This is a genomic window from Mesorhizobium sp. M1163, assembly GCF_040318415.1.
Lineage (GTDB): Bacteria > Pseudomonadota > Alphaproteobacteria > Rhizobiales > Rhizobiaceae > Mesorhizobium.
In genome coordinates this window covers 33001-53363 of sequence record NZ_JAMYMF010000043.1, presented here as the reverse complement: position 1 = coordinate 53363, position 20363 = coordinate 33001, and the positions used below count along the sequence as shown (strand labels likewise).

Genomic DNA, 20363 nt, shown 5'->3' with positions numbered 1-20363 from the left:
CCCCTACTCCCCTACTCCCCTACTCCCCTACTCCCCTAATCCCCTAATCCCCTACTCCCCTACTCCCCTACTCCCCTACTCCCCTACTCCCCTACTCCCCTATCGGCCCGATCTATGCCGCTTGCTTCCGTGACGAGTTTCTCCACAAGGGCGGCGGCCGGCATCTCCCGCAGCTTCGCAACGCCCTGCCCGGCCCAAATAGGCAAGAAGTCAGCCCGCTTGCTTTCATCCTTTGCCATTGAAAGCGGCATGACCAGACTCGCCTGTAGCGGAAACGCCAGCGCAGCATCTTCCTCACCAGCCATTTCCATCACAAACCGGTTGCGCACCACGCGCGCTGGGCGGCCAGTGAAGCAGCGAGTCACCGACGTGCTCTCGTCGTTGGCCGAGCGCAATGCTACGCGATAGACTGGCTGCACATTGGCTTCAGGACAGGCCAGGAAAGCCGTGCCGATCTGCACACCAGATGCACCAAGTGCAAAGCTGGCAGCAATGCCGCGACCGTCGAAGATACCGCCGGCAGCAATTACAGGCACCCGCACGGCATCAACAATCTGTGGTACGAGGGCCATAGTGCCGGCTGTGCCGATAGCAGGGTCGCCAGTGAATGTGCCGCGATGCCCACCCGCCTCGTATCCCTGCGCGATAATGGCGTCCACCCCTCCTGCCTCAAGCTGGCGCGCTTCCGAGACGGTGGTAGCCGAACACAGGACAATACAGCCGCCGGCTTTCAACTGCTGCACAATTGCGGTGTCGGGTAGGCCGAAGTGGAAGCTGACCACCTTCGGGCGAAGCTCGAGCACAATTTCGAGACGCTCACGATCGAAGGTGGGGAAGGGTTCGCCCGGCTCGGGCACCGGTCCGAGGCCGACCTCCTCATAGCAGCCGCGAAGGCGGTCTCGCATACTTTGAGCTGCCGCATCATCGCGTGCCGGCGCCGGGTGCGCAAAGAAGTTGACGTTGATCGGACGATTGGTGGCGTGCTGTGTCGCCGTGAGCTGCTCGCGGATAGCCGCCGCAGGCAGAATGCCGCATCCGAGCGAGCCAAGCGCCCCGGCATTGCTGACTGCCGCCGCGAGTTCCGGCGTGGTGATGCCGCTCATCGGCGCCTGGATTATCGGGTGTTCAATGCCGAGGAGTTCCAGAAGATCAGTGCGCATCCACATTGGATCACCCTCCTCTTTCTCCCAGGAGAGATTACCTTAACTGACTTCCAGCTCAAGTCGGATAGGGCCTTCGAACCGCTTCACGGCCGGCCACAGGCTGATGCAAGCTGGCGGAGTTCGGCGTCGATCCTAACCCGACTGCGGTCGATGCGCCGGGCTGGCGCCGCGTTTACGACGCGCCATGCAGCCGGCCCATCCGGCAGCCGCAGCCGACATTAGCGGCCGACTTCCGATCCGACATAGGCGATGCGCAGCATGTTGGTCGAGCCCGGCGTCCTCAGCGGCACGCCGGCCGTGATGATGACGCGGTCGCCGGGCTTGCCGAAGCCTTCGTCCAAAGCGATGCGGCAGGCGCGATCGACCATGTCGTCGAGGTCGATGGCATCGGGAGAAACGACGCAATGCGTGCCCCACAGCAGCGACAGCCGCCGCGCCGTGTTGAGGATCGGCGACAGCGCCACGATCGGCACTTGCGGCCGCTCGCGCGCGGCGCGCAAGCCGGTTGTGCCGGACGCGGTATAGGTGATGATCGCCGACAGCTTAAGCGTCTCGGCTATTTCGCGGGCGGCGAGCGAGATGGCGTCGGCTCCCGTCGCTTCCGGTTCCGAGCGCTGCGCGTTGATGATGCCGGCATAGGTCGGGTCGGTTTCGACCTTGGTGGCGATCCGGTTCATCATCGCCACCGCCTCGACCGGATAGGCGCCGGCGGCGGACTCCGCCGAAAGCATTATCGCGTCGGCGCCTTCAAACACGGCGATCGAAACGTCCGACACCTCGGCGCGTGTCGGCACCGGCGCGGTGATCATCGATTCCAGCATCTGCGTGGCGACCACCACCGGCTTGCCGGCACGGCGCGCGGCGCGAGTGATCTGCTTCTGGATGCCAGGCACGGCTTCGAGCGGCATCTCGACGCCGAGATCGCCGCGGGCAACCATCAGCGCATCCGAAAGTTCAATGATCTCGGCCAGCCGGGCGACGGCCTGCGGCTTTTCGATCTTGGCCATGATCAGCGCCCGGCCGCGTGCGATCTTGCGTGCTTCGGCCAGGTCCTCGGGCCGCTGCACGAAGGACAGTGCCACCCAGTCGACGCCGGTCGCCAGAACCGCGTCGAGATCCCGGCGGTCCTTTTCCGTCAGCGCTCCGACCGGCAGGTCGGTGTCGGGCAGGCTGACGCCCTTCTTGTCGGAAATGATCGTGCCGGCGACGACGGTGCAGACAATCGCCTTGCCGTTGCTGCTGACCGCCTTGAGCTCGAGCTTGCCGTCGTCGATCAGCAGGCGATGACCAGCCTCGACCGAACGCAGGATTTCGGGATGCGGCAGGTAGACCCTCGTCGAATTGCCGGGCTCGGGATTGTCGTCGAGCGTGAAGGTCTGGCCGACGGTCAGCACCTCTTTGCCGTTGGCGAATTTGCCGACGCGCAGCTTTGGCCCTTGCAGGTCGGCGAGAACGCCGATCGGCCGGCCGACCGCCTCCTCGACGGCACGAATGCGGCCGACGAGCGTCCGCATCAATTCATGATCGGTATGGCTCATATTGATGCGGAACACGTCGGCGCCGGCTTCGAACAGCTTCTTCAGCATCTCCTCGGACGAGGAGGCCGGACCGATGGTGGCGAGGATCTTGACCTTGCGGCTGCGTCTCATTGACTGTTTGTTCCCGGGGCGGCTGGAGCGCCATCCGTTGCGGGCTCGTCAGTCAGCTGGACCATCCAGCTTGCCTGCTCGCCCGTGTCATATTCCTGGAATCCGGCGCGCTGAAAGCCTCGGGCGACGCAATCGGTAACGCCGGCGATCTTGAACTCTTTTTCGGCCACGCACATGTTGATCGGGCCATCCCAGCGTCCGCCGCGCTCGGCGTCTTCTGCATAAAGATAGTAAAACCTTGATGACAACGGTCCCTCGATCAGCGTCTTGCAGCTCGATCCTTCGATGTGCCACCAGCCTTCGGTGATCCAGCCGGCTTTGGCGCGATAGCCGATGCCGACGCCGACCAAGTTCTGCGTGGCATTGCAGACGCGGAAATCGGCGCGTGCCGGCGAGGCCGAAATCACCACAAAAAGGCCCATGGCCGGTATCAGGAGCGGCATGGCCAAGGCATGGCGCACACGCAGCCTGCCGGCGAAACCCATCCTGAAACCCCTCAAGAACCACATTTGCATCTCTCAACGCCCCTTTTCGGAAAAGTCCGTACGCATGTCAACGCGCCGATCTATCCAATTCCAATCGATTTAGAAGGCTCTGACGCGCTTGCGGTCGCCCCTGCTCAGTTTTTTGGCAGAAACCGTGGCCAAACAACGGCATTGCGCAAGCGTTCCCTTCGTGGAATGACGATACCACCCTCCCCTGAAGCCAGCGAACAGACCTTTCCCACCAATGACCCGATCCACAGTTTTCGCGCCTTTCGACATCGTCGAAGGCGACCGCAAGCGCGGCATGGTGCTTTTGGCCGATCACGCCCGCCGCGACCTGCCGGAGGAGTATGGCAGCCTCGGCCTGCCCGCGGCGGAGTTCGACCGCCACATCGCCTACGACATCGGCGTCGAGACTGTAACCCGCGAACTCGCAAGTCTGCTCGGCCTTCCGGCGGTGCTTGCCAATTTTTCGCGACTGCTGATCGACCCCAATCGCGGCGAGGGCGATCCAACGCTGATTCGCCAGCTCTATGACGGCACCGTCATCCCGGGAAATTATCCCATGGCGCCGGAGGAACGCGAAAGACGGCTGGATCGCTTTTACCGCCCCTATCATGACGCCGTCGGCGCCATGATCGTCTCGGTGGCGCAAGCGTCGGCGCAGGCGCCCTTCATTTTTTCGGTGCATTCCTTCACACCGACCATGCAGGGCTTCGTGCGGCCGTGGCATGTCGGCATATTATGGGATCTCGACGATCGCGTTGCGCGGCCGCTGATCGACATGCTCGCCGAGGACAAGAGCCTCGTCGTCGGCGACAACGAACCCTATGACGGCGCACTGCGCGGCGATACCATGTTCAGGCACGCTATCGTCAACGGCTTTGCCCATGCGCTTATCGAGATCCGCCAGGACCTGATCGCCGACCGGAAGGGTGCGCTCGCCTGGGCCGAACGGCTGGCGCCGATCGTTGACGCGATAGATCGACGTGCCGATATACATGCAGTGAAAATATTCGGCTCGCGCACCGGGCCGGCATGATGGAGGCCAAGGAGGCCAACAAGCCATGACCGAACTCAGCGACGTACAAAAGCGCGATTTCGAAGCCGCTGCCTTCCGCCGGCTGGTCGCGCATCTGCGCGAGCGTTCCGACGTGCAGAACATCGACCTGATGAACCTCGCCGGCTTCTGCCGCAACTGCCTGTCCAACTGGTACCGCGATGCGGCGCAAGCCGAGGGTGTCGAACTCAGCAAGGACCAGTCGCGCGAGATCATCTACGGCATGGCCTATGCCGAGTGGCAGGCACTGAACCAGATCGAGGCCTCCGATGCCAAGAAGGCCGAGTTCGAGGCAAGACGCCCCAGGGACCACTAGAGCAATTCCAGGAAAAGTGTGAACGGTTTTCCGTCCGGAATTGCGTCAAGACAAAAGGATGGAACGGTTCGGCGTTTCCGTGAAACGATGAACCGTTCCAGGGTCACAATCCATCGCACTGAACGACCTTCACGAATGGTTTTTGCCCCAAATGGGAGGACTGCCGTGCCTAAGATCGACGTCGCCGACGTACCCGGACGCAAGGGCTCATCCTATCCACCTCCGTTCGATGCACCCTGTGCCAAACGCGTGCGGCAGCGGCTGGGCAACGCCGGCGGGCTCACCGACTTCGGCATCAATCTCATGCGCCTGCCGCCGGGCAACTGGTCGAGCCAGCGCCACTGGCATTCGCACGAAGACGAGTTCGTCTACGTGCTCGAAGGCGAGCTGACGCTCGTCGAAGATGCCGGCGAGACGGTGCTGCGCGCGGGTGATTGCGCGGCCTTTCCGAAAGGCTCCGGCAACGGCCATCACATGATCAACAAATCGGGCGCAGTTGCGATCTATCTCGAAGTTGGTTCGCGTTGGCCCGCCGACGTAACCACCTGCTCCGACATCGACATGATGAGCACCAACGCCGACGGCCGGTTTGTGCACAAGGATGGCGCGCCTTATCCCGAGCCGTAGAGATTTTGGAGTGGACCACCGAGGTGGTTGGCCGACACGAGAGGACGTAGCGTCCACCGGCGCCTTGTGGCGCCGTCTGGTCCAAGCACTTTCGGCGAAGAGCGCTTGACTGTGAATTGAATCGATCTAATTTGCCGCGCAAAGCCATTTCCGGACCGGATTCTACCCGATGGACGCGCAGAAAATCACGCAAATCGCGATTCGTGGACGCTGGGCCGTGGCCGGCATCTTCCTCGCCAACGGCTTCCTGACCGGCAGCTGGGCGCCGCAGATCCCGGTGTTCCTGACCCGGCTGGACATCAGCAAATTCACGCTCGGCCTGCTGATCCTGTTGTTCGGCGCCGGCGCCGTCACCGCCATGACCTGGTGCGGCCATCTGATCTCGAAGCATGGCTCGCGCACCGTGCTGCGCTGGTTCGGACTTGCCGGCAGCTTCGGTCTTTTGATGGTGGCTCTGGCCCCCAATGTGCCCCTGGCGGCCATCGCCATGTTCATCTTCGGCGGTTCGATCGGCGGCATGGACGTCGCCATGAATGCCAATGCGGTGGCGGTGGAACGGCGGCTGTCCCGCGCCATCATGTCGTCCTCGCACGGTTTCTGGAGCCTTGGCGGTTTCACAGGCGGCGCTTTGGGCGGTTTCGCCATCCAGAACTATGGTCATCTCGCGCATGCGACGATGGTGACGGCGCTTGCCTTTGCTGTCATCGCGGTAGCGATCCGCTACCTGATCGCCGAGGACAAGCGTCCGGTCGCCGAGCATCACAAATTCGCCCTGCCGGCAAACCCGCTTGTCTATCTGGTCGGGCTGATGGCGCTGCTGACGATGATCTCCGAAGGCGCGGTGCTCGACTGGGCAGCGCTGTATCTCAGGCAGGAGCTCGGCGCCGATCTTGCTATCGCAGGCCTGGCCTATGCCGCCTTTTCCGGCGTCATGGCCGTCATGCGCTTTCTCGGCGATGGCGTCCGCAACCGTTTCGGTGCCGTTACGACGTTGCGCGCGTCGGCGCTTGCCGCTGCAGCCGGCATGCTGGTGGCCGGGCTGGCTCCCTCGCCGTGGCTGGCCATTGCCGCCTTTGCCTTTTGCGGCCTGGGTATTGCCAATATGGTGCCGATCATCTTTTCGGCCGGCGGCAACCAGGAGGGCATGGCGCCCGGCACCGGCATGAGCGTCGTCACCACAATGGGTTACTCAGGCATCCTGGTGGCGCCTTCGGCGATCGGCTTCATCGCCGAACACTCGAGCTTCGGCCCGATCTTCGTCGCTCTCTCTGGGCTACTGATCGTCGTGTTGGTGATGGCTGGCCTCGCTCACCGTGCCGAATTCGCTGCCGAGGCAGCACCGGCTGAATAGCGCTTCAACTCTTCGTAGAGGAAATCCGCCACGCGGCGGATGCGCACGCTGGTACGCACGTCGCGGTGCATGGCCAGCCACACCGGCAGCGTCGGCAGCGGGAGGTCCGGCAGCACGATTTCCACCAGTGCATCGCGCTCGGCCAGCGGCTGCTGGCCAAAGCCGATGCCGTTTCCCGTCCGCACCGCTTCCCAAAGCACGATCTGATTGTCGGTCCTGAAGCGGAAGGCATTGCGGGTGAGCGCGACGCCGAATTGAGCGAAGCCGCGAATGATTTCATCGCTGCGATCGAAGCCGACCAGATCGTGCTCGGCAAGATCGCGGGCCTCGCGCGGACGGCCACGCCGGTCGAGATAGGATTTTGCCGCGCAGGCGCGGAGCGGAATATCGGTCACCTTGCGCGCGACCAGTTCATTCTGCGCCGGCTTGACCATGCGGATGGCAATGTCGGCGTCGCGACGCAGCAGATTCTCGACCTGGTTCGAAGCGACGATCTCAACCTCGATGCCGGGTTCCTCGACGGCAAGCCGCGCCGTCATCTCGGGTAGCACATAGGCCGCCACCACCTCGCTGGCGGCAATGCGCACCGTGCCCTCGATCGCTTCGACCGATCCCAGGGCCAGCAGCGAAAATGCGCTCGCCTGCTCGCTCACCGCGCGGCCCCGTTCAAAAAGCGTGCTGCCCGCTTCCGTGAGCGCATAGCCGCGCCGCCCGCGCCGGAACAAGGTGACGCCGAGCGCCTGCTCCAGCTCGGCGATGTGGCGGCCGAGTGTCGGCTGGCTTGCGGCAAGCTTTCGCGCGGCGGCCGACAGGCTCCCGGTCTCCGCCACCGTGACGAAACTCTTGATCAGGTTCCAGTCTATATCCATTCAAAATCGAATATCAGACCGCCAGCTTTCGTCAATTTCCATTCGTTTGCGAGGAGATCATATCATATTGGGTCATACGCAAACATGGAGACAAACAATGACCAAGATCGCAATTCTCGGCGCCAATGGCCGGCTCGGCCGCACGGTGGCCAAGGCCTTCATTAATGCCGGCTACGATGTCCGTGCCGTCACCCGCAGCGGCAAGGTGCCGGCGGAACTCAAAGGCGCCACGGCGATCGCTGGCGACGCGCTCGACCGTGCTGCGCTGATCCGCGCGACCGAAGGCGTCGATATCATTTTCAACGGCCTCAACCCGCTCTACACCGACTGGAGCAAATGCCTGCCGATGGCCGAGAATGTGATGGCTGCCTGCCGGGCGAATGGCGCACTGCATCTCTTCCCGGGCACCGTCTACAATTACGGCTCGCCGATGCCCGCGGTGATCGCCGAGGACACGCCGTTTCGTCCGACGACGGAAAAGGGCCGCATCCGCGTTGCCATGGAAGACCTGTTTCGCCGCGAGGCCGACGCGGGTCGGGTGCGCACCATCCTGCTGCGCGCCGGTGACTTCTTCGGCGGCACCGGCAGCGGATCGTGGTTCGATCTGGTCGTTGCCGCCAAGATGACCAAGGGCGTCTATACCGCCCCAGGGCCGGTCGATCTCGTGCATGAATGGGCCTATCTGCCCGACCTGGCCAAGGCTTTCGTCGGACTGGCCGACAATCTCGACAAGCTCGGCTCCTACGAGGCGCTGAACTTTCCCGGCCATGCGGTGACCGATCTGGAGATCAAGGCGGCCGCTGAGAAGGCGCTCGGGCGCACGTTGAAACTGACGTCGATGCCGTGGTGGGTGCTGCGTGCCGGCAGCCCATTTGTGGCGATGTGGCGCGAGATCGTTTCGATGTCCTATCTCCGCTTCGAGCCGCACCGGCTGGTTTCAGGCAGGCTTGAAGGCATTATCGGTGCGATCCCCCACACGCCGCTGGAAAATGCAGTGTCGGAAGCGCTTGAAGACAATCGGTATCGCCACGGTGAAGGCAGCGCAGAAGCAATCTGAAAAAAGGCGGATGGCCTGACGGTCATCCGCCGCTTGTCGGGGACCAATGATTGCGGTCAGATCCGGCCCATCAACAGCAGCACCAGGACGACGATCAGGATGACGCCGACGATGCCGGATGGTCCGTAACCCCAGGACCGCGAATGCGGCCACGCCGGAACCGCGCCGATCAGGATAAGAATAAGGATAATGATGAGAATGGTGCTTATCGTCATCAGAAAATCCTCGCTTTGAGGTTGCAATGACGGAACAATGCAGAAGGCCGCCCATTGTTCCCGGGCGGCCTTTGCTTGATCAGAACGGCGATTCAGCCTCTATTCGGCGGCCTTCGGGAAGGCGATCGCCGGTTCGGCGCCCAGATCGGCCTCCAGGCCTTCCGACGAGATCTCGGCCTTGCCGCGCCCCAACACGCGACTGAACCAGCCCCGACGCGCACCGGGTTTTACCTTGGCGCGGGTGAACACCATCAGCATTGACGGCGTCACCACCAGCGTCAGCACGGTGGCGAAGGACAGGCCGAAGACGATCGCCGACGACAGCGAAATCCACCATTGCGTCGACGGCGCGTTGATCGTCGTCTCGTGATGGAAGATTTCGAGGCCGAGGCCGAAAGCGATCGGCAGCACGCCGAGGATCGCCGACACCGCCGTCAGCACCACCGGGCGGGCACGTTCGCGGCAGGTCTGCAGAACGGCTTCGTATTTGTCCCAGCCCTCTTCGCGCAACCGGTCATAGGTGTCGATCAGCACGATGTTGTTGTTCACCACCACGCCGGCCAGCGCGATGACACCGATGCCCGACATGACGATGCCGAATGCCTCTCCCGTCAGCAGCAGCCCTAGGAACACGCCGATCGTCGCCATGACCACGCAGGACAGCACCAGCCAGACGCTGGTGAACTTGTTGAACTGCGCCAGAAGCACGATGAAGATCAGGAAGATCGCGGCACCGAAGGCTTTGCTGAGGAAGGCCCCGGCCTCCGCGCTGTCCTCATTGGAACCGGCAAGCTTCCAGCGAATGCCGCTGCCGAGGTTCATGTCGGCGACAGCTTTGGTGACCTCCTGCTGGACGGCAGCCACCTGGGCGCCGGCAGCGACGTTGGCCTGGACGACCACCGTTCGCGCGCCGTCGATGCGGTTGAGGATACCGACCGTCGGCTCCGGCTTGCGCACAACGAAGTTCGAGATCGGCACCGAGCCTTGCGCGGTCTGCACCCTGAGTTCGTCGAGCGTCGACAGCGTGCGCCGATCCTCGGGCAGACGCAGTCTGATGTCGACCGCATCATCGGCGCCGGCGGGCCGGTACTCGCTGAGCTTCAGCCCGTTGGTCACCAATTGCACCACCGTCCCGACCGCGGTTGGGCTGATGCCGTACTGCGCCGCCTTGGCGCGATCTACCTCAAGCGCCCAGTCGACGCCGGGCGGCGCCAGACCGTCGGAAATATCGATGACGCCGGGCACCTTGGCAATGCGCGCGGCGACGGCGCGGGCCTTGTCGTCAAGGCCCTTCGGATCTACGGCCGAAAGCCTGATCTGGATCGGCTTGCCGGTAGGCGGGCCGGCTTCCGGCACGCGAACCTCGACGTCGACACCGGGAATGCCGGCCATAACGCCGCGCAGTTCGTCCAGGATTGAGTTCGCCGATTTACGCTCGCGCCAGTCGACGAATTCGTACTGGATCACGCCAACCACGTCTTCCGGAACATCCTGGCCGCCGCCCTGCGTCTTGCCGACACGGGTATAGACAGACTTCACGCCCGGCCAACCGAGCAGCCGATTTTCCGCGGTCTTGGTGGCCGCGTCCATTTCGGCAAGCGAAAGATTGCCGCGGGCGTGGACATAGAGCAGGCCGTAGTCAGGCTCGACATTCGGGAAGAATTCGACGCCGGCGCCGAATTTCGAATAGGCGTAGCCGACGCCGAACAACAGCGCCACAGTGAGGACAAGCACGGTGATGGGATAATGCACCGCCTGTTTGACCACGGCCATGTACCAGCCGTCGCGATTGTCGTCGGGGTGATGGGCGGGCGCCTTGGCAAATATCGCGCCCAGCGTCGGCGCGAAGACCAGCGCATAGAGCATCGAGGCCGAGAGCGTCACGATCAGCGTGATCGGCATGTATTTCATGAAGTCGCCGATAATGCCCGGCCAGAACAACAGCGGCGAGAAGGCGGCAATGCGCGTCATCGTCGCCGCGATGACCGGGCCGGCCATGCGCTTGGCGGCAAGCGCGAACGCTTGCTCCTTCGGCATGCCCTCGCTCATGCGGCGCTCGGCGAATTCGGTGACGATGATGGCGTCGTCGACCAGCATGCCGACCGCCAGGATGAGGCTGAACAGCACGATCATGTTGATCGTGTAGCCCATCATTGCCAGCAACAGGATGCCGATCAGGAAGGACGAGGGGATGGCCAATCCGATCAGCAGCGAGGCACGGCCAGACAGCGCGTAGAGAATGACGATGAACACCAGGATGACGGCGATCATCACGTGGTTTTGCAGGTCGCCGAGCAACTGGTTCACGAAGACGGACTTGTCTTGCGTGTAGGTGACGTGCATGCCCTCCGGCATCGTCTTGATGAAGGCGTCGGACACCTCCCTGACCTTGCCAATCGTATCGATCACGTTGGAGCCGATGCGCTTCTTCACCTCGATGGCGATCGCCGGCTTGCCGTCGAGGCGGGTGACCGTCTCGGCGTCCTTGAATGTGGAGCGGATGGTGGCAATGTCCTTGGCCTGCACCACCGCATTGGGGCCGGCGACGACCGGAAGCGCCGCCACATCTTCTGGTGTCTCGATAAGCGAGGGCACCTTGACTGCGTATTTGCCCTCGGATCCTTCGATGTTGCCGGCGGCGACAAGACTGTTGGAAGCGCCGACCGCACCGATCAACTGGTCGAGCTGCAGCCCGTAGGACGAAAGTTTCATCGGATCGATGACCACTTCGACGAGGTCGTCGCGCGCACCCTGCAATGAGCCCTCGAGCACGCCAGGCACTTCCTCGATGCGGTCGCGCAGCTCGCGCGCCGCCGCCGTCAGCACGCGCTCGGGCACCTCGCCCGACAGCGTCACGACCAGGACGGGGAACTCGGAGATGTTGACCTCGGAGACCACGGGCTCCTCAGCCGCTTGCGGCAGGTCGGCCTTGCCGTCCTGCACCTTGCTGCGCGTGTCCTGCAGCGCAGTGGCGAGATCCGTCTGTGGCTGGAATTCGACCAGCACATAACCGCCGCCCTGGAAGGCGGCCGAGCGCATCTCCTTGAGGCCCTTCAGGCTCTTCAGCTTGGCTTCCATCGGCCGCAGCAGGAGGCGTTCGGAGTCTTCCGGCGAGATGCCCTGATAGATCAGGCTGACATACATCATCGGAATCGGAACGTCGGGTTCCGCTTCCTTCGGCGTCGACTGGTAGGCGACCGCACCGGCAAGGATGAGAAAGACCAGGACCGCAATGGTCAGCCGGGCATTGCTGATTGCAAGTTTGACGATGTCCATGATTACTGCGTCCCGGTCGTCGCTTCGCCCAACAGCTTTTGAATGGTCGCCTGGTCGGCCTCGACCGGCTTGACCACTTCGCCTTCCTCCACCAGCTCCTGGCCAGCGACGATGATGCGGGCGTCGGCCGGAATGCCGCCGAGCACCAGGCCGGTCGGCGTGTCGTCGACCAGATCGATCGGGAAGAACACGACCTTGTCATCCTTGTCGACGGCGCGGATGCCGAGGTCGCCCTTGTCGCCGAGCGTCACCACCGATCGCGGCAGCATCACGGCGTCGGTCGGCTGGGCGCTGAGCGCAATTTCTGCCGTCATGCCGGCCGGTACGGACCCATCGGCATTGGGGATAGCGACTTCAACCCGGAAGGTACGGGTTGCCGAAGATGCATCCCGGCTGATGTAGCGCACCGTACCCTTGACGGTCTGGCCACTGACCAGGCGCACATTGGCTTCGTCACCGATCTTCAGATAGCCGAGATCGCGCTCGCTGACTTCGCCGCGGGCGATCACCGGATCGAGCTTCAGAATGGTCGCCACCTCGCCGCCCTGCATGACGGAACTGCCAAGCTCCACCGGCACCCGGTCGATGACACCGTCGAAGGGCGCCTTCACCTCGTTGCGGTCGAGCTCGGCTTGCGCGGCGTCCAGTTGCGACTTGGCCAGCGACAGGTTGGAGCGGGCCGTATCGAGCTGCAGCGTCGGCAGATTGCCGGTTTTCATCAACCGCAAGGCCGCAGCCAGTTCCGCCTCACGCTGCACGACAAGTTGTTTGGCATTGTCGACCGCCGAGATTTTTTCCTCGGCGGCAAGCATCAGCACGAGGTCGCCGGTCTTGACGTGTTGACCCTGCTTGACCGGCAGCTTGTTGATGACGCCTGCTACGCGTGTCGCCAGGACGGCGCGTTTATCGGCTTCGGTCAGTCCGGAAATGCGGATAGCGCGTGCATAGGTACGCCGCGGCGGGGTTATGACCGCGACCGTGCGCAACGGCGCCTTGGGCTGTTCTGCCTCGGCAGTCCCCGGCTTGGCAGCTCCCTGTTCGCCAGTTTGGGGCTTGCCTGAGTCGGCTGCCTTGGGCTGCTCGACCTCTCCTGCCTTGGGCTTGTTGTCGGCGGACGCGCTGCCGACGGACGAGAATTCGCCTGTCGCCATCCAGCCGGCGAACCCGATGAGCACAACAATGGCTGCAAGCTTGTGAAACCTGAATTTCGGCATCGTCATTTTTTCCAGTGCGCGGGGTTCGGCCAGGCCGCATCTTCTACTTGGGGCGCGTCGCCGATATGGGTGCGCGCGAGGCCGTATTCAAATTGCCGTGATCGGCGAAGCGCGCTTCTACCTCAAAGTTGCATCGCAATATAGTCAGAAAAGTTGATGGATTGTTGCTTTGTCCGCAAAGATGCGGCTGCAGCATCGGCTGTTGATCGCCAAAACAGCGGTATGGCAGCAAGTGTCAGGATGATTGGACAGATTGCGATGTCATCTGCTTTGCGGGGGAGCCAGAACAATTCCAGAAAAAGTGTGAAACGGTTTTCCGTCCGGAATTGCGTCAAAAAAGATAGAGCGGTTCGGCGTTTCCGAAAGGATGAATCGTTCTAGGCCGGACGGCGGGCGGCCTCGGGCTGCTTGCGCGCCGCAAGAAATTCCTTGACCCGCCGGCCCGGCGCCGGCCCGGTCACCGGCTTCAAGCCGCCGCCGAGTTCGCCGGACAGATCGATCGTCGGCCGCTTGCCGACGGCGTCATAATTTTCTTCCAGCCAATCACTGGCTGCGGTGCGGCCGAGGTCGCGCAGATAGGCAAGGAACGCCCATTCGGCATTGACCTTGGACGATGCCGACAGATCCTTGAACGCTTCGTCGGCATCGATGCGGTGCATGCGGATGTCGCGATATTCGCCGTGCGGCAATCGGCCGGCGGCGATCAGTTCCTTGACGAAGGCGATCGAGCGGAATTCGCGCAACAGCCCGGCATTGAAGGTGATCTCGTCGATGCGGTTCTGGATCTCATTGGCGCTCTTCGGCGTTCCCTCGCGGACCACCGGATTGATCTGCACCAAAAGCACGTCCTCGGTGGCCGCCGTCTTGAAGAACGGGAACAGTGCCGGGTTGCCGCCATAACCGCCATCCCAATAGGGCACGCCCTTGATCTCGACGGCACGGAACAATTGCGGCAAGCAGGCCGACGCCATCACAGTGTCGAGGTCGATCTCGCCGTCCGAGAAGACCCGCAACTGGCCGGTCTCGACATTGGTAGCGGAAATGAACAGTTCCATCGACTTGCAGGCGCGCACATTGTCGAAATCGATCTCACGTTCGACCACGTCGCGCAGCGGATTGATGGCGAGCGGATTTGCGACATAGGGCGAAAATACCCGCGACATCGTGTCGAACAGGAAATAGCCGGGCGTGTTCTCGATCGACCAATTGCCCCAGGCGACGTCCCACGGCATGCGCTGCACTGGGCTGAAGCGGCCCTTTGCCGCCACCGCACGCCAGAAATCATCAAGTTTCCGCCGTGCGCCCTCGACGCCGCCGCGAACGAAGCCGTCGGCCAGCGCGACGGCATTCATGGCGCCGGCGCTGGTGCCCGAAACCGCCGTTATATCGAGGCGCCCGTCCTCGAGCAGCCGATCGAGCACGCCCCAGGAAAACGCCCCGTGCGAACCCCCGCCTTGCAGCGCGATGTTGATCTTCTTTGGCTCCTCCGCCTTGCCGTTTTTCGGCATGGCGTGACCCTTGACCGCTGGACGGCTCACTGAGCGGTCCAGCCGCCATCGACAGAGATGTGCGTGCCGTTGATCTGCGCTGCCGCATCCGAGCACAGGAACACTGCCGCCGCCGCAACCTGCTCGACGGTGACGAACTCCTTGGTCGGCTGCTTTTCGAGCATGACCTCGCGGACCACAGTCTCGCGGTCCATCTTGTTGGCCTTCATCTGGTCGGGGATCTGCGCCTCGACCAGCGGCGTCAGCACATAGCCGGGACAAATGGCATTGCAGGTGATCTTGTCGCGCGCCAGTTCCAGGGCGACCGTCTTGGTCAGGCCCATAATGCCGTGCTTGGCCGAGACATAGGCCGACTTGAACGGCGAGGCCACCAGCCCATGGGCCGAGGCGACGTTGACGATCCGGCCGCCACCGGCCTGTTTCATCAACGGGATGGCGGCGGCGATGGTGTGGAAGGCCGATGACAGGTTGATGGCGATGATCGCATCCCACTTCTCGATCGGGAAGCTTTCCACCGGCGCGACATGCTGGATGCCGGCATTGTTGACCAGGATGTCGACCGAGCCGAATGTCTCGGCTGCCTTCATGACCAGAGCCCGGCACTCGGCCGGCTTCGACATGTCAGCCTTGACATAGGCGGTCTGGACCTTGTGGTGTTTCGCAATTGCGTCGGCGATGGCGTGGTCGTCGGCGGTGTCGGAAAAGGAATTGACGACGATGTTGCAGCCTTCGGCCGCGAGCGCGTGGGCAATGGCCAGGCCGATGCCCGAGGTGGAACCGGTGACGATGGCGGTTTTTCTGGCGGTCAAGGCGGCTTATTCCTTTCGAGGCGGGCTCCCGCGGAACCATGCTGCACTGCAGCATATAGGCTCTCTGCCACCCAAGAACAGCGGATGTGTGGAGCAATGACATGAAATTTTTGTCATGAGGACCTCTCTCACCTTGACGAGAGAGTGTCTGGCACCGGCTGTAGCGGGGCCGGTTTCCGCAAAGCATGCGGGGGAAAATCCTTAGGCGACGAGGTCCGGCACCGGCCCGATATAGCGCGACTGCGGCCGGATCAGCCGTCCGCTCGTCTGCTGCTCGCGGGCGTGGGCGATCCAGCCGGCGACGCGCCCGGCAGCAAAGACATTGGTGAACGCCTCTTTCGGAAAGCCCGCGGCCTCCAGCAGAAGTGCTGTGAAGAACTCGACATTGGTCTGGAGCGAGCGCGACGGCTTGGCGATGCGAAGCACTTCAAGCGCCGCTTGCTCCACGCTTTCGGCAAACGCCAGCCGGTGGCCGGCTTCGCCCTCGGCGCCGAGTTGCCGCACCACCGCTTTCAGCACGTCGGCACGCGGATCGCGCACACGGTAGATGCGATGCCCGAAGCCCATGATGCGGCGGCCGCGCGCGATCTCGTCGCGCAGCCAGATGGCGGCGTCGCCATGCGCCTCTATCGCATCCAGCATCTCGATCACCGGACCTGGCGCGCCGCCATGCAGCGGCCCCTTGAGCGCTCCGAGTCCGGCCAGCACCGCCGAAGTAAGCCCCGCCTGCGTCGAGGCGACCACGCGCGTGGCGAAGGTCGATGCGTTGAGGCCATGGTCGCAAACCGTCACAAGATAGGTATCGAGCGCTTTCGCCAACTTCGGCGAGGCCGCCATGCCGGTCAGCATCCGCAGCATGTCGGCGGCATGATCGGCCTTGCGATCAGGCGCAATTGGGCTTTCGCCGCGCTGCAAGCGCAGCAAGGCCGGCGTCAGCACGGCAGGTGCCGCAACCAGCCTGAGCGCGTCCGGCAATTTGTCGCCGTCCGGCAGTAGGGCAATGCCGGCGCGCATCGCGCTGTAGATATCGAGGGATGCGAGAAACGGCAGCAAGGGTTCGATCCGCTCGAACACTTCACTGCGCGCCCGGCCGATCGCTTTCGCCAGCTCCTTTTCGCCGGGAAGATCGTCGAAAGAGCCGTCGAACAGCAGCCGAACCACGTCGGCGTATTTCCAGCGGCCTGCCAGTTCCGGCAACGAATGGCCCCGGATGGTCAGGCGGCCGCCAAGACCGTCGACATCGGAGAGCACCGTTTCTGCCACCACCACATCATCGAGCCCATTCGCCATTGGTTTTCTCCTTGACCCTTTCCGGGTCGTAGATAAGGGTTGGCGGCTGGACCATCAATCTTGATCAACCGAATCAACGTGCCAGGTTTACATGACTGAGTGGCTGACGCGGGACGAAGCCCTGGAGCGCCTCAAGGTGCGCGCCCAGACGCTCTATGCCTATGTCAGCCGCGGACGCATCGGCATGCGGCCGGATCGGGCCGACCCACGCCGCAGCCAGTATCGCGCCGACGACATCGCGGCGCTGGCGAGCCGCCGGGCGCGCGGCCGAAATCCCCAGGCAATCGCCGAAAGTGCAATTGCCTGGGGTGAGCCGGCGATCGCCACCACGATCTCGACCGTTTTGCACGGCCGCCTCGTCTATCGTGGCCAGGATGCGGTTGCACTCTGCGAGACTGCCACGCTGGAGCAGACGGCAAACCTGCTTTGGGCATCTGACGCACCAGTGTCGTTCGTGTCGGCGAGCCGCCATGGCAACGGCGCAACTGGCCGGCCGGCTGCCTTCGCGGAATTGGCCGCGTTGGCGGCCAAGGGCCGGCCTTCGCTCGGCCGCAGGGCGGCTTCGCTCAACCACGATGCGGCCGGCGCCATCGCCGCTCTGGCCCAGGCGCTCGGCGCGGTTCGCGGAATCGGTGCCGTGCACGAACGACTGGCGCAGGGCTGGTCCCTCGATGCAGCCGGCGCAGACTTGATCCGCCGCTCGCTGGTGCTGTTGGCCGATCACGAACTGAACGCATCGACCTTCGCCGCGCGGGTCGCCGCGTCCACCGGTGCACCTGTTTCGGCCTGCCTGCTTGCTGGCCTCGCCACGCTCTCCGGTCCGCGCCATGGCGGCGCCGCGGAGGCGGTCATGATGCTGGCGGAGGATGCGCAGAGATTGGGGCCGGATGCGGCTGTCGGACGCTGGCTCGGTCACGACAGGCCACTGCCCGGATTTGGCCATCCGCTTTATCCCGACGGCGATCCGCGTGCGGAACCGTTGCTGGCCGCGATCGATGTCGATGATGGGCTGTTACGGCTTTGCGATGCGGCCTTTGCGGCAACGGGCATGCGCCCGAACGTCGATTTCGCCTTGGCCGCGCTGACGCGCAGCCTCCGTTTGCCGTCCGATGCGCCGTTTCGCTTGTTTGCGCTCGGCCGCAGCATCGGCTGGGCCGCGCATGCCGTGGAGCAGGTGACAAGCAGCGGCCTGATCAGACCACGCGCCCGCTACCAGGGACCGCTGCCGGAGTTCCATTAGCTGGCGACGCAATCGCGGGCCCTTTTTTTGGGTGCTGGCGGATTAAGCTTTAGATGGAATGGTCATCCGGCTCATGAAAAGTCGGAGAGCCCGCTGCGCGGCCAGGGCTGGCGGCTCGGACGGATGCCATTCCCGGAAATGACCATCGATCGCCATGCGTGCCAACCCATAAACGAGTGCACGCGCGGCAAGCACAAGATGATCAAAGTCGGTGCCGGGAGCAAGCCGACCCTGTTGTTGCGCTTGCGTCAGCAAGTCGATCATCGTCCGCCGAATAGCCTCATTCTGATCACGAAGGCTGTCCGACCCTTCAAAATCAATCAGGGTTCGGGAACTGATGATCTGGAAATGCGTGGGGTTGCTAATTGCCCATTCCAGATAGCCTTGTCCGATTGCTTCGAAGGCCTCAATGGGATCTGCGCTGTCGATTTTCGACCGCGCCTTGGCAACGGCCTTTGTCAGCCGATCCATGGCCTGTTCGGCGACCGCGGTGAGCAGCGCTGTTTTCGATCGAAAATGCCGGAATGGCGCGCCGGGCGAAACGCCGGCACGTTTTGCGGCCTCGCGTACGGACACATGCTCGGCTCCCCGCTCCTCGATGATCTCCACGGTTGCCGTGATCAAGGCCTCGACGAGATTGCCGTGATGGTATCGCTTGGCATCTCCGGCTTCGTCGGAATCAGTTGTCTTGGTCATCTCAGTCAAATAGCACGAGAGCGGAATGTAATCACTGATTATTTCCCTTGTGTTCGAGCGCTGCGTATGTAATCAATGTTTACATCGCAACGGAGGTTACCATGTTTCGCATCACCGCAACGACTGCCCTCGCTTTCTCCTTATTGTCGCTCGTATCTGCCGAGGCCGAGGATCGGCCCACCCTGGAAGTCGTCTGGCCGACGGCGGGTTCAGTTGTCGAACTGGGCAATTCTCCTGAGAAGGCGATAGGCGTTGTCGTCAGGAGCAACTTCAGGCTGCTCACTGCGGGTGAGTGCGGGGAAATCAAGCAATGCGGCCACGTGCATATGAAGATCGATCCCAACGGAGACACCTGCAACATCCCCGGCAAGCCGTACAACAGCATGAACAGCGACTTTGGCGGTGATCTTATCAAGGCCCGTTTCGGCCATTGCCCGGATGCCGCCGGCAGACACGTGATCGGCGTGCTTCTTGCCGATGATCATCACCGGCCCATTCTAGTAGACGGCAAACCTGTTACCGCTCTGGTGACGGTGACCACGAAATAGGGCATGCCACGAAATAGAGCGTGCCACAAAATAGAGCGTGGATGACATCTTCACCTTCGAGGCGAAGATGTTTTCTGACACAGGCCTGCTGAGGGAAATTTTGGGCCGGCGCTTCGCCGGCCGGCAGTCACGACATCGTGTCGAGCTTGCGCTGCATCGCGGCGATCTGCTCCTTCAGCTCCTGAAGGTCGTCCGGTTTTTCCGGTGTTTCTTTCCTGGCCTGTTCGGCCGGTGCTGCTGCCGGCGCAGACCCCGCAGGCGGGAACGGCGTGAACAGCCGCATGGCGTTCTGGAACATTTCCATGTTACGCCGAGTCTGCTCCTCCAGCACCTTGATCGGCGTCGCGATCTTCATCATGTCCATCGGCGACTTGCCGAGGGCATCTTTCATTTGCTCGCGAAAGCGTTCCTGCTCCTTCGAGAAGGCCAGCATCGACTGTTCGAGAAAGCTTGGCACGATCATCTGCATCTGGTCGCCGTAGTAGGCGATGAGCTGACGCAGGAACGGGATCGGCAGCATGTTCTGCCCGTCCTTGTTCTCCAGCTCGAAGATGATCTGGGTCAGCACCGGATGCGTGATGTCGTCGCCGGTCTTGGCGTCCTGGACAGTAAAGTCCTCGCCTTTTTTGACCATTTCTGCGAGATCCTCGAGCGTCACATAGGTGCTGGTGCCCGTATTGTAGAGACGGCGATTGGCATATTTCTTGATAACAATAGGTTCGTCTTTCGCGGCCATCTGCATCCTCCCCGGACACCGGCCAGCTTAAGTAAGCCGCCGGTAACGATTGCGCCTTGTTAAAGGATATGCGCAAAAGCGTCATGAATCCAAGCTGTTTGTGCAGTGCGGGAACATTTTATGCTGCGCAGCACGGATGGGCCGTCATCGCAGCGACGCGCGGCCTGCTTGCCGCGGAGGAACGCCATGCCCATTTCGGGTTTGACTCGGGTTGTGGAAAGGGCAAGAAAAGTCCCCGACGGCACCCGAAATCG

18 protein-coding genes and 1 pseudogene are annotated in these 20363 nt (G+C 62.8%); 7 read left to right on the top strand and 12 right to left on the bottom strand.

From position 1 onward, the window contains the following. Nucleotides 1–83: 83 nt before the first annotated feature. The 3 genes from NKH43_RS30480 to NKH43_RS30470 all read right to left on the bottom strand — a co-directional run bounded on the left by NKH43_RS30480 (nucleotide 84) and on the right by NKH43_RS30470 (nucleotide 3255). Nucleotides 84–1166, bottom strand: coding sequence for an NAD(P)H-dependent flavin oxidoreductase (locus tag NKH43_RS30480; protein WP_352494179.1), 1083 nt, complete (start codon nucleotides 1164–1166; stop codon nucleotides 84–86). 215 nt (nucleotides 1167–1381) lie between these two features. Further along, the gene (pyk, locus tag NKH43_RS30475) at nucleotides 1382–2812 is read right to left on the bottom strand and encodes a pyruvate kinase (RefSeq protein ID WP_352494178.1); all 1431 of its coding nucleotides are present in this window, start codon (nucleotides 2810–2812) and stop codon (nucleotides 1382–1384) included. Continuing rightward, a complete protein-coding gene (locus tag NKH43_RS30470) occupies nucleotides 2809–3255 on the bottom strand; it encodes a DUF1036 domain-containing protein (protein ID WP_245278666.1) in 447 nt (148 codons plus the stop codon). Before NKH43_RS30470 ends, pyk begins: the two co-directional genes overlap by 4 nt. Before the next feature lie 286 nt (nucleotides 3256–3541). Here NKH43_RS30470 and NKH43_RS30465 point away from each other — a divergent pair, with 286 nt between their 5' ends. The 4 genes from NKH43_RS30465 (at nucleotide 3542) to NKH43_RS30450 (ending at nucleotide 6651) form a co-directional block, all read left to right on the top strand. Next, entirely contained in the window at nucleotides 3542–4339 is a 798-nt protein-coding gene (locus NKH43_RS30465) for an N-formylglutamate amidohydrolase (RefSeq protein WP_352861291.1), read from the top strand. A 25-nt stretch (nucleotides 4340–4364) separates the two neighbouring features. Beyond that, the gene (locus tag NKH43_RS30460) at nucleotides 4365–4673 is read left to right on the top strand and encodes a DUF1244 domain-containing protein (protein ID WP_023721000.1); all 309 of its coding nucleotides are present in this window, start codon (nucleotides 4365–4367) and stop codon (nucleotides 4671–4673) included. Nucleotides 4674–4838: 165 nt separating this feature from the next. After that, entirely contained in the window at nucleotides 4839–5300 is a 462-nt protein-coding gene (locus NKH43_RS30455) for a cupin domain-containing protein (protein ID WP_352861289.1), read from the top strand. Nucleotides 5301–5469: 169 nt separating this feature from the next. Continuing rightward, entirely contained in the window at nucleotides 5470–6651 is a 1182-nt protein-coding gene (locus NKH43_RS30450; protein ID WP_352861288.1) for an MFS transporter, read from the top strand. On the opposite strand, the gene NKH43_RS30445 is transcribed toward NKH43_RS30450, so the two are convergent. After that, nucleotides 6609–7520 carry a LysR family transcriptional regulator gene (locus NKH43_RS30445; protein WP_352861286.1) on the bottom strand — a complete coding sequence of 304 codons (912 nt, stop codon included), beginning with the start codon at nucleotides 7518–7520 and terminating at the stop codon, nucleotides 6609–6611. The genes NKH43_RS30450 and NKH43_RS30445 overlap by 43 nt on opposite strands. 97 nt (nucleotides 7521–7617) lie before the next feature. Here NKH43_RS30445 and NKH43_RS30440 point away from each other — a divergent pair. After that, nucleotides 7618–8596: pseudogene (locus NKH43_RS30440) on the top strand (SDR family oxidoreductase). A 37-nt stretch (nucleotides 8597–8633) separates the two neighbouring features. Here NKH43_RS30440 and NKH43_RS30435 read toward each other — a convergent pair. From NKH43_RS30435 to NKH43_RS30410, 6 genes are all read right to left on the bottom strand, one after another. Next, complete coding sequence (locus NKH43_RS30435; RefSeq protein WP_023678456.1) at nucleotides 8634–8792, bottom strand: DUF3309 family protein; 159 nt, start codon at nucleotides 8790–8792, stop codon at nucleotides 8634–8636. 99 nt (nucleotides 8793–8891) lie between these two features. Beyond that, nucleotides 8892–12068 carry an efflux RND transporter permease subunit gene (locus tag NKH43_RS30430; protein ID WP_352861282.1) on the bottom strand — a complete coding sequence of 1059 codons (3177 nt, stop codon included), beginning with the start codon at nucleotides 12066–12068 and terminating at the stop codon, nucleotides 8892–8894. A 2-nt stretch (nucleotides 12069–12070) separates the two neighbouring features. Next, nucleotides 12071–13282, bottom strand: a complete 1212-nt coding sequence (locus NKH43_RS30425) for an efflux RND transporter periplasmic adaptor subunit (protein WP_352861281.1) — start codon at nucleotides 13280–13282, stop codon at nucleotides 12071–12073. Between the two features lie 377 nt (nucleotides 13283–13659). After that, on the bottom strand, nucleotides 13660–14790 hold the full coding sequence (locus NKH43_RS30420) for a patatin-like phospholipase family protein (protein ID WP_352861293.1): 1131 nt from the start codon (nucleotides 14788–14790) through the stop codon (nucleotides 13660–13662). Between the two features lie 26 nt (nucleotides 14791–14816). After that, nucleotides 14817–15599 carry a 3-hydroxybutyrate dehydrogenase gene (locus NKH43_RS30415; RefSeq protein ID WP_023721008.1) on the bottom strand — a complete coding sequence of 261 codons (783 nt, stop codon included), beginning with the start codon at nucleotides 15597–15599 and terminating at the stop codon, nucleotides 14817–14819. A 201-nt stretch (nucleotides 15600–15800) separates the two neighbouring features. Next, nucleotides 15801–16889 carry a citrate synthase/methylcitrate synthase gene (locus NKH43_RS30410; RefSeq protein ID WP_352480894.1) on the bottom strand — a complete coding sequence of 363 codons (1089 nt, stop codon included), beginning with the start codon at nucleotides 16887–16889 and terminating at the stop codon, nucleotides 15801–15803. 91 nt (nucleotides 16890–16980) lie between these two features. Between NKH43_RS30410 and NKH43_RS30405 the strand changes: the two genes are divergently transcribed. Then, nucleotides 16981–18129 (top strand): citrate synthase, encoded by a 1149-nt coding sequence (locus NKH43_RS30405; protein ID WP_023721010.1) that lies wholly within the window; start codon nucleotides 16981–16983, stop codon nucleotides 18127–18129. Between the two features lie 42 nt (nucleotides 18130–18171). Here the strand turns inward: NKH43_RS30405 and NKH43_RS30400 are convergent, their stop codons facing one another. Further along, entirely contained in the window at nucleotides 18172–18825 is a 654-nt protein-coding gene (locus tag NKH43_RS30400) for a TetR/AcrR family transcriptional regulator (RefSeq protein ID WP_352494173.1), read from the bottom strand. A gap of 101 nt (nucleotides 18826–18926) precedes the next feature. Between NKH43_RS30400 and NKH43_RS30395 the strand changes: the two genes are divergently transcribed. Then, a complete protein-coding gene (locus tag NKH43_RS30395; protein WP_023721012.1) occupies nucleotides 18927–19373 on the top strand; it encodes a hypothetical protein in 447 nt (148 codons plus the stop codon). A gap of 127 nt (nucleotides 19374–19500) precedes the next feature. On the opposite strand, the gene phaR is transcribed toward NKH43_RS30395, so the two are convergent. Continuing rightward, nucleotides 19501–20109: a polyhydroxyalkanoate synthesis repressor PhaR gene (phaR, locus tag NKH43_RS30390; RefSeq protein ID WP_023721013.1), complete on the bottom strand. Its 609-nt coding sequence runs from the start codon at nucleotides 20107–20109 to the stop codon at nucleotides 19501–19503. Between the last annotated feature and the right edge of the window lie 254 nt (nucleotides 20110–20363).

What these genes read in the sequence shown, in the direction of transcription:
- NKH43_RS30480 (WP_352494179.1), bottom strand. Translation starts at nt 1,166, where the DNA reads ATGTGGATGCGCACTGATCTTCTGGAACTCCTCGGCATTGAACACCCG.
- NKH43_RS30405 (WP_023721010.1), top strand. Translation starts at nt 16,981, where the DNA reads ATGACTGAGTGGCTGACGCGGGACGAAGCCCTGGAGCGCCTCAAGGTG.
- NKH43_RS30435 (WP_023678456.1), bottom strand. Translation starts at nt 8,792, where the DNA reads ATGACGATAAGCACCATTCTCATCATTATCCTTATTCTTATCCTGATC.
- NKH43_RS30470 (WP_245278666.1), bottom strand. Translation starts at nt 3,255, where the DNA reads ATGCCGCTCCTGATACCGGCCATGGGCCTTTTTGTGGTGATTTCGGCC.
- NKH43_RS30465 (WP_352861291.1), top strand. Translation starts at nt 3,542, where the DNA reads ATGACCCGATCCACAGTTTTCGCGCCTTTCGACATCGTCGAAGGCGAC.
- NKH43_RS30425 (WP_352861281.1), bottom strand. Translation starts at nt 13,282, where the DNA reads ATGCCGAAATTCAGGTTTCACAAGCTTGCAGCCATTGTTGTGCTCATC.
- NKH43_RS30450 (WP_352861288.1), top strand. Translation starts at nt 5,470, where the DNA reads ATGGACGCGCAGAAAATCACGCAAATCGCGATTCGTGGACGCTGGGCC.
- phaR (WP_023721013.1), bottom strand. Translation starts at nt 20,109, where the DNA reads ATGGCCGCGAAAGACGAACCTATTGTTATCAAGAAATATGCCAATCGC.
- NKH43_RS30430 (WP_352861282.1), bottom strand. Translation starts at nt 12,068, where the DNA reads ATGGACATCGTCAAACTTGCAATCAGCAATGCCCGGCTGACCATTGCG.
- NKH43_RS30395 (WP_023721012.1), top strand. Translation starts at nt 18,927, where the DNA reads ATGTTTCGCATCACCGCAACGACTGCCCTCGCTTTCTCCTTATTGTCG.
- NKH43_RS30400 (WP_352494173.1), bottom strand. Translation starts at nt 18,825, where the DNA reads ATGACCAAGACAACTGATTCCGACGAAGCCGGAGATGCCAAGCGATAC.
- NKH43_RS30445 (WP_352861286.1), bottom strand. Translation starts at nt 7,520, where the DNA reads ATGGATATAGACTGGAACCTGATCAAGAGTTTCGTCACGGTGGCGGAG.
- NKH43_RS30460 (WP_023721000.1), top strand. Translation starts at nt 4,365, where the DNA reads ATGACCGAACTCAGCGACGTACAAAAGCGCGATTTCGAAGCCGCTGCC.
- pyk (WP_352494178.1), bottom strand. Translation starts at nt 2,812, where the DNA reads ATGAGACGCAGCCGCAAGGTCAAGATCCTCGCCACCATCGGTCCGGCC.
- NKH43_RS30420 (WP_352861293.1), bottom strand. Translation starts at nt 14,790, where the DNA reads ATGCCGAAAAACGGCAAGGCGGAGGAGCCAAAGAAGATCAACATCGCG.
- NKH43_RS30410 (WP_352480894.1), bottom strand. Translation starts at nt 16,889, where the DNA reads ATGGCGAATGGGCTCGATGATGTGGTGGTGGCAGAAACGGTGCTCTCC.